The sequence below is a fragment of the Leisingera sp. UBA4491 genome (assembly GCF_002388965.1).
In the GTDB taxonomy this organism is placed as follows: Bacteria; Pseudomonadota; Alphaproteobacteria; order Rhodobacterales; family Rhodobacteraceae; genus Leisingera; species Leisingera aquaemixtae.
Genome location: NZ_DGNN01000011.1, coordinates 119,153 through 126,153, shown reverse-complemented (window position 1 = coordinate 126,153; position 7,001 = coordinate 119,153). Strand labels below are relative to the sequence as shown.

Sequence of the window (7,001 nt, the reverse complement as noted above, 5' to 3'; positions counted from 1 at the left end):
GAATCGGTGCCGAGAACGGAAACGGCAATGGCAACGGAAACGGTGCCGAGAACGGAAACGGCAATGGTAACGGAAACGGAGATGGGTCGGACGATTTCGACGGTGACGATGGTGATGATGGTGACGACAATCGGGACGACGACTAATCACTGTGTCCAGAAATCCGAAACTCTCCGCTGTCAATGATCTTTTTTGGCGAATGCGCGGGTGCCTGATTGGCTGCCTGAGCCTGGTGGTATTCTCTTTTTCCGGCGCGTCAGTATCCCTCGACAACAATCTCGCGTCTGCACGGATGAATGCGCTGTCGCTCGCGCCAAGCGGCACGGTCACGATCGTCACGATCGACGCTGAAAGCATCAGTAAGGCTGGCGAATGGCCATGGCCGCGCGAGCGTTTCGCACAGGCACTGGACAATCTGAACGCCGCCGGTGCTGGCATGATCGCCCTCGACGTGGATTTCAGCGCCCGGTCGTCACCGGAGGGCGATGCGGCACTGGTTCAGGCTGTCCAGGACAATGCGGGCTGGATCGCCCTGCCGGCTTTCCTCCAGCGGGATTACAGGCAGTCAAATACTCCGTTTGGTGAACTGGCAGAGAACGCCGTCATCGCAAGTGTGAATGTGGAGCTTTCCCGCGACGGGCGCCTGCGCAAGTATCGGCGCGGTTTTGTCCATGAAGGAAAGTACATTCCCACATTGGGAGGCCTTCTTGCCGGAGCGGAGCTCAGCGATACACGCGCATTCATGATCGACTATGGTATTGATGCAGACCAGATAGATACGATCAGCTTTGACGATGTCCTCCGCAATCGGTTTGATCCCAAATTGATCGCTGGCCGCAGCGTCGTCATCGGTGCCACGGCACTCGAACTGGGAGACCTGCTTTCTACTCCGCATTCCCCTGCCATGCCGGGCGTCTATGTGCATGCGCTGGGCTATGAGAGCCTTGTTCAAAACCGAGCCCTGACCAGCCCGTCCAAACTTCCAATGCTCATCCTCGGAATGGCGCTGCTCATGATAACCAGTGTGGTGGCCAGACATACGCCGCTGCGACAGCTGTTCGGCATCCATGTTCTTGTGATGTCTTCCGTTCTGGTCATCCCGTTCATCATACAGAATTTCTTTCCAATCAGCATCAACACGTCCAGTTTGATCTTCGCATTGGGATGGAGTTCCGTTGCGGGCATCTGGAATGCCTTCTCCAGGCACAAGCGCGCACTTCTCGAGCAGGAATCAAACTATCTGACCTATATGGCCGAACATGATTCCGAGACAGGCATGCCCAATCGTCGCTCCATGCTGGCCGCCCTGACGGACCTGCACAGAACAGACCCCGAGGCGAGCATACTCGTTGTCACATTCGGCATCAGGAGGTTCGGCGAACTACGCGGCGCGATTGGTTACACCAATGCAAAAACCCTGATCCGGTCGGCTGCCGAACGTCTCTACGAAACCGGCACAGGTCTTACACATTACCATTTGGGAGCATCTGTCCTCGGCACGCTGATCAGAGTGGGCGACCAGGACAGCGTCGACAAATGCATCGATGACGTTCGATCGGCGCTGCAACACACGATCGTCGTCGCCGGTCAGTCGCTCCATATCGAGCTCTCGGCAGGCATCGCCATGATCGCAAGCCAAACCGACGATGAAGAAACAGCGTTGTCCCGCGCCTCCTTGTCATTGGACCACGCCCGACGGACGAGACGCGACCTGGTTCGCTGGGGAGAGGCCCAGTTTGAAGATCCCCAGCTCAGGCTCGCCCTGCTGACGGAAGTGAACGCGGGACTGGACCGTGATGAGTTCCACCTCGTCTACCAGCCCAAGATATGTACCAGAAGCAACGAAATTGTCGGCGTCGAAGCGTTGATGCGCTGGAACCATCCGACCTTCGGTCAGATCGCGCCGGACAGCTTCATCACCGTCGCCGAGAAAACCGGTGCAATCCACAAGCTGACGCTCTGGGCGATCAAGCAGGCGATACGAGATCAGTCGACGATGCGCCGGATGGGGGTAGACGCCGCCATTGCCGTAAACATGTCTGCCAGGTCCCTGCTTGAAATCGACTTCTGTCGGCAGCTCGCTGACACGATCAATCAGTCCGGCGCGACGATTGCGATCGAGATCACCGAAACGGCTGTGATGGAGCAGCCTGAACTCGCCATCTGCTCAGCGAATGCCTTCCGCGATGCCGGAATCAAGCTGGCGATTGATGATTATGGCGCAGGGCAATCCTCAATTGCCTATCTCAAGCGTCTGCCGGCCGATGAACTGAAACTCGACCGGAGCATGATTTCGGATGTCCGGGACAGCCAACGTGACCGCATGATCCTGAAATCCACATTCGATCTTGCACATGCGCTGGGCATGCGGGTGGTGTGCGAAGGTGTCGAGGATGAAGCCACTTATGATGCACTCAAGGCGCTCGGCTGCGATGCGATCCAAGGCTACCTCACGGGGCGCCCTATGGCAGTCGACAAACTGATCGCATTTTGCCTTGCACGGTCCCCCCGCGAGCATTCGGCGCCTTTAGAACGCCGGCTCGCCTGAATGGCCGGGTAACACCTGTTGTGGGTCGGCACTCCGACCAAAACGCTGACATAGATTAGTGCGGCCCAGCGTGTTCGTGATATGTTCTTATTCTGGAGAACAGATCATGGCCCGTCGAACAATCATACAAAAATTGGAAATTCTTGCGGACGCCGCGAAATACGACGCATCTTGCGCGTCCTCAGGGTCCAAGAAACGCAATGCACTGGGCACAGCCGGAATCGGATCCACCGAAGGGATGGGAATTTGCCATTCCTACGCGCCGGATGGGCGGTGTATTTCACTTCTGAAAGTGCTGCTGACCAATTTTTGTGTCTTCGACTGTCGCTACTGCATCAACCGGTCGTCATCGAACGTGCAGCGAGAGCGCTTTTCTGTAGACGAGATCGTTAAACTGACTCTGGACTTCTACAAGCGCAATTATATCGAAGGTCTCTTCTTGTCGTCAGGTATTATTCGATCTCCGAATTATACGATGGAACAATTGATGGAGGTTGCTCGCAGCCTGAGGGAAGACCATGGCTTTCTCGGCTACATACATTTGAAAACCATCGCCGAGGCCGATCCGGAACTGATCCGCCAAGCCGGAATTTATGCCGACCGGCTGTCGGTGAATGTCGAGCTTCCATCCGAACAGGGACTGTCTCACTACGCCCCGGAGAAGAGCGGCCAGACCATTCGCAAGGCGATGGCTGATATACGTCACGAAATCGACAATGCGAAGGATGCCAAGACCAGCCGCCTGCTGAAGCGTGCCCAGCCGCCAGCTTTTGCTCCGGGCGGGCAATCAACCCAGATGATTGTTGGAGCAGACGCATCCAGCGATGCCGATATCTTGCAGTCATCCTCGCGACTCTATGCTGGCTATGGCCTGAAGCGCATCTACTATTCCGCCTACAGCCCGGTGCCGGATGCTAGTGCCGACCTGCCACCCATCCGTCCGCCCCTGATCCGGGAACACCGCCTGTACCAGGCTGACTGGATGTTTCGCTTCTACGGCTTCTCGACCGCAGAGATCACGTCGGTCGCCGAGGGCGGCATGCTGGATCTCGACATCGATCCGAAACTGGCTTGGGCACTCAAGAACCGAGGGTTGTTCCCAATGGATATCAACAAGGCCTCCTACGGCGAATTGTTGCGGATACCCGGGCTCGGTCCGGCGTCCGCCAAGCGCATCATTCAAGCGAGACGGCATACGCGATTGACGCTGACAGACCTCGGAAAGATCGTACGCAGTCTGAAAAATATCCGGCCATTTATCACAGCGGCAAACTGGTCGCCGGGCCATCTGACCGATTCCCTTGGCTTGAGAGATCGCTTTGTTTCGCAGCCAAGACAGTTGGACCTTTTTTCATGATCACTGTCGAATTGCAATCTCCAACAGACTTTGACGGTTGGCGCAGATTGTCCCGACGTCTACTGGCCGAAGGCGTCAAACCGGACGAAGTCGAGTGGCACATTAAAGGTGACGCTGGAACACTGTTTGCAACACCCGCTTACCAGCCGCACCCCGCTCCGCCGTCGTCTTCGGGACCTCGTGCTCCGAAACTGTTTATTGACCGCGCCAGACGCGTCGTCTGTCACACCGACACCAGCCGGTTCATCCGGCTCTACAGGATCCTGTGGCGACTCCAGCAGGATGGTGCCTATCTCAGCCGTATTACGGAAACGGATGTGAAATGGTTGGAAGATTGCGACAAGGCGATCCGGCGGGATGTTCACAAGACCCACGCCTTTGTTCGGTTCAGACAGGTAAATGCCGCGGGGGGCGGTCGGCAAGAGTTTGCAGCCTGGTTCGAACCCACTCATCTGACACTTGAACTCAGCGCACCTTTCTTCCAACGCCGGTTTCCAAACATGGACTGGGTCATCGTCACACCGTCCATGTCCGCCGCGTGGGACGGCACAACGCTTCGCTACGCCGACGGGGGAAGCAAGTCCGATGTGCCTCCGGCTGACGCGGTTGAGGACCAATGGCGCACCTATTTCAAATCGATCTTCAATCCAGCGCGCCTGAAAGTGACTGCGATGACTTCGGAGATGCCTCGCAAATACTGGAAGAACCTGCCTGAAGCCGACCTCATCCCGAACCTGATTGCGACCGCGTCAGAAAGGGCGAAATCCATGCAGCTTCAACCCGAGCGCGCGCCGAACCCGCTGGCCGAAGTCCTGACCCGCCGGCGGATCGGAAAGGCCGCCCCTGCCCCGACGCATCAGACATGGCCCGAGATAAGAAAAGCGCTATCGGCGTGCACGCGGTGCCCACTCTACACGGACGCATCTCAGTCAGTTTCTGGCGAAGGACCGACAAATGCGCGACTGATGATTGTCGGGGAACAGCCTGGAGATCAGGAAGATATTTCCGGCCGCCCCTTCGTTGGACCTGCAGGACAGTTGCTGGACCGGGTGCTGGTCGACGCCGGGCTGAACCGGAACGAGGCATATGTTACCAATGCGGTGAAGCATTTCAAATTCCAGCCGCGCGGCAAACGGCGCATGCATCAAAGACCCAATGCGGGAGAGATCGACACCTGTCGCTGGTGGCTCGACCTAGAACGCCGGCATGTTCAGCCGGACCTGATCATTGCGCTGGGGGCAAGCGCGGCGCGCGGCCTGCTGGGCCACTCGGTCAAGGTGTCGAATATGCGCGGCAAGATCCTGCCCCAGCCCGGCGCGGTATCCGTGCTGGTTACGGTCCACCCCGCCTATCTGCTTCGCTTGCCAGACGCGGACCGTGCCCGAACTGAATGCCAGCGTTTCGCGCAGGATCTATCAACAGCGCGCGCGTTTCTGGAGGGGACTGCGCATCGGACAAGCGCCTGAGGGCAATGGATTGTCGGAAAGAAAATGGTGCCGCTAAGGTGACTTGAACACCTGACCCCCGCATTACGAATGCGATGCTCTACCAGCTGAGCTATAGCGGCATACCCACTTATGAGCCCCGCGTCATACCGACAGAGGCCCATTTTCGCAAGATGCTTTTGTACGTGGCGAGCCAGCAGCAGTCGCCAAGCCTAGTCATCATCCGAGACATAATCCAGCGGTGGCATGCGGGGTTCGCTCGGCGCAGTGGCAGTGGCGAGATCATCCTCCTCGTCGGGTGACGGCAGCGCCATGACCCGGCCGGCCTCAAGCTCGCGCCCGAAGGATTCATAACGTGGATGGACAAGGTCTCCGACATCGCCAAACGTGTAGACGAGCCGGCTCCAATTGCGCTGCGAGAAGTCGAACGCCATACCTTTCGGATCCAGATCCGACCAGTCCGGCTCGCGCGACGCGGAAACGGCCATGCGGCCCCAGCGTTCGGCTTCAGACGTATCACCATAGCCTTTCAAGGCGCGCTCCATCAGCAAGCAAAGCCGTGCCGTCGGATTCTCTTCGACTAGCAAGGCAAGCGCCTTGATCGCACCTGTCCAGTCGGCAGAATCCATAGCCAGTTCGGCCTCCAGGATACGGCTTTCGCGATGAGTGGGGTTCGTATTAATCAGGGCCCTGAGGCGCGCTGAAACATTCTCCGGTGTGTCCTGAGGAACAAGGCGACGAGACAATTGTGCCAACGCCGGATGTGGCCGCGCCTTCCAGCCCGTTTCCAGCACGCCTTGCGCTGATTTTGCCTTGCCATCGGTCATCAGCTGGCGTGCGCCATGCCAAGCCGCAGGAGAGAATGCCGGTGCAGATCGCATGGCTTCGGCGAGTTCTTTCTGGGCTTCCAGTTTGCGGTCATGCGGTAAGCCAGCGGCTCGCGCCGTGTGCAGTACCGCCCGGCGACGGCGTAAACTATCGCCCTTGATGAGACCGCGCTTCTCACCGATCGAGAGCGTTTCCAGCGCCCTGGTCCACTCCCCTCGCGCGACCTGCAAATCGAACAGCGAGTTGAACGGCCAATCGGCCGAGGATTTTATGCCCAGCGCCTCTCGCGCCCGGGACTCCGCCGTCTGCTGGTCACCGCGCTCAGCCGCAGCCGATGCTGATCCGCGCAGGCCCGCCAGCTGCCCGCCCGGCAGGCGTGTCAACTGGCCCCAAGCGCGCTCAGCGCCAGCCCAGTCGTCATTGGCTTCGGCGGCGCGGGCTTCGAGCAGCAATTGCAATCGTTCGTCGTCCGCATGCTTCCCGGCCTTGCGAGCCAGTTTCAGCGCGGTATTGGCATCGCCGGCTTCGGCAGCAAGCAAGCCTTCTGTCAGCGCAGAATTGGCCTTACGCGTGCGCGATACCTGGCGGGACTTTCCGATCTTTCCGGGCAGAATGAACAGGCCGCTCAGGATCCACCAGGCAAAGGCGATCACGCCGCCGAGCAACAGCATGAGAAACGCGGCCAGACCCGACTGGATTGAGATCTCCTGCTCGCCATACGGAACCGTCACCGCACCCGGCAGTGACAATGCCCACCAGGCAAAAGAAGCCGCCACTGCAAACAGCAGCAAGATTACGACAAACAGGACAATCCGATTCATGG

Annotated in this window: 4 protein-coding genes and 1 tRNA gene; 3 read left to right on the top strand and 2 right to left on the bottom strand. The window is 58.5% G+C overall.

What is annotated here, in order from left to right; all coding sequences use genetic code 11:
* The first annotated feature begins 199 nt into the window (after window positions 1-199).
* The 3 genes from B2P87_RS05825 to B2P87_RS05815 all read left to right on the top strand — a co-directional run bounded on the left by B2P87_RS05825 (window position 200) and on the right by B2P87_RS05815 (window position 5,371).
* Complete coding sequence (locus B2P87_RS05825) at window positions 200-2,548, top strand: putative bifunctional diguanylate cyclase/phosphodiesterase (RefSeq protein WP_286852227.1); 2,349 nt, start codon at window positions 200-202, stop codon at window positions 2,546-2,548.
* A gap of 106 nt (window positions 2,549-2,654) precedes the next feature.
* Window positions 2,655-3,905, top strand: a complete 1,251-nt coding sequence (locus B2P87_RS05820; protein WP_286852226.1) for a putative DNA modification/repair radical SAM protein — start codon at window positions 2,655-2,657, stop codon at window positions 3,903-3,905.
* Window positions 3,902-5,371, top strand: coding sequence for a UdgX family uracil-DNA binding protein (locus B2P87_RS05815; protein WP_286852225.1), 1,470 nt, complete (start codon window positions 3,902-3,904; stop codon window positions 5,369-5,371). Before B2P87_RS05820 ends, B2P87_RS05815 begins: the two co-directional genes overlap by 4 nt.
* Before the next feature lie 25 nt (window positions 5,372-5,396).
* Here B2P87_RS05815 and B2P87_RS05810 read toward each other — a convergent pair.
* Both B2P87_RS05810 and B2P87_RS05805 read right to left on the bottom strand, forming a co-directional pair.
* Window positions 5,397-5,472, bottom strand: a tRNA-Thr gene (locus B2P87_RS05810).
* A 90-nt stretch (window positions 5,473-5,562) separates the two neighbouring features.
* Entirely contained in the window at window positions 5,563-6,999 is a 1,437-nt protein-coding gene (locus tag B2P87_RS05805; protein ID WP_286852224.1) for a heme biosynthesis protein HemY, read from the bottom strand.
* Between the last annotated feature and the right edge of the window lie 2 nt (window positions 7,000-7,001).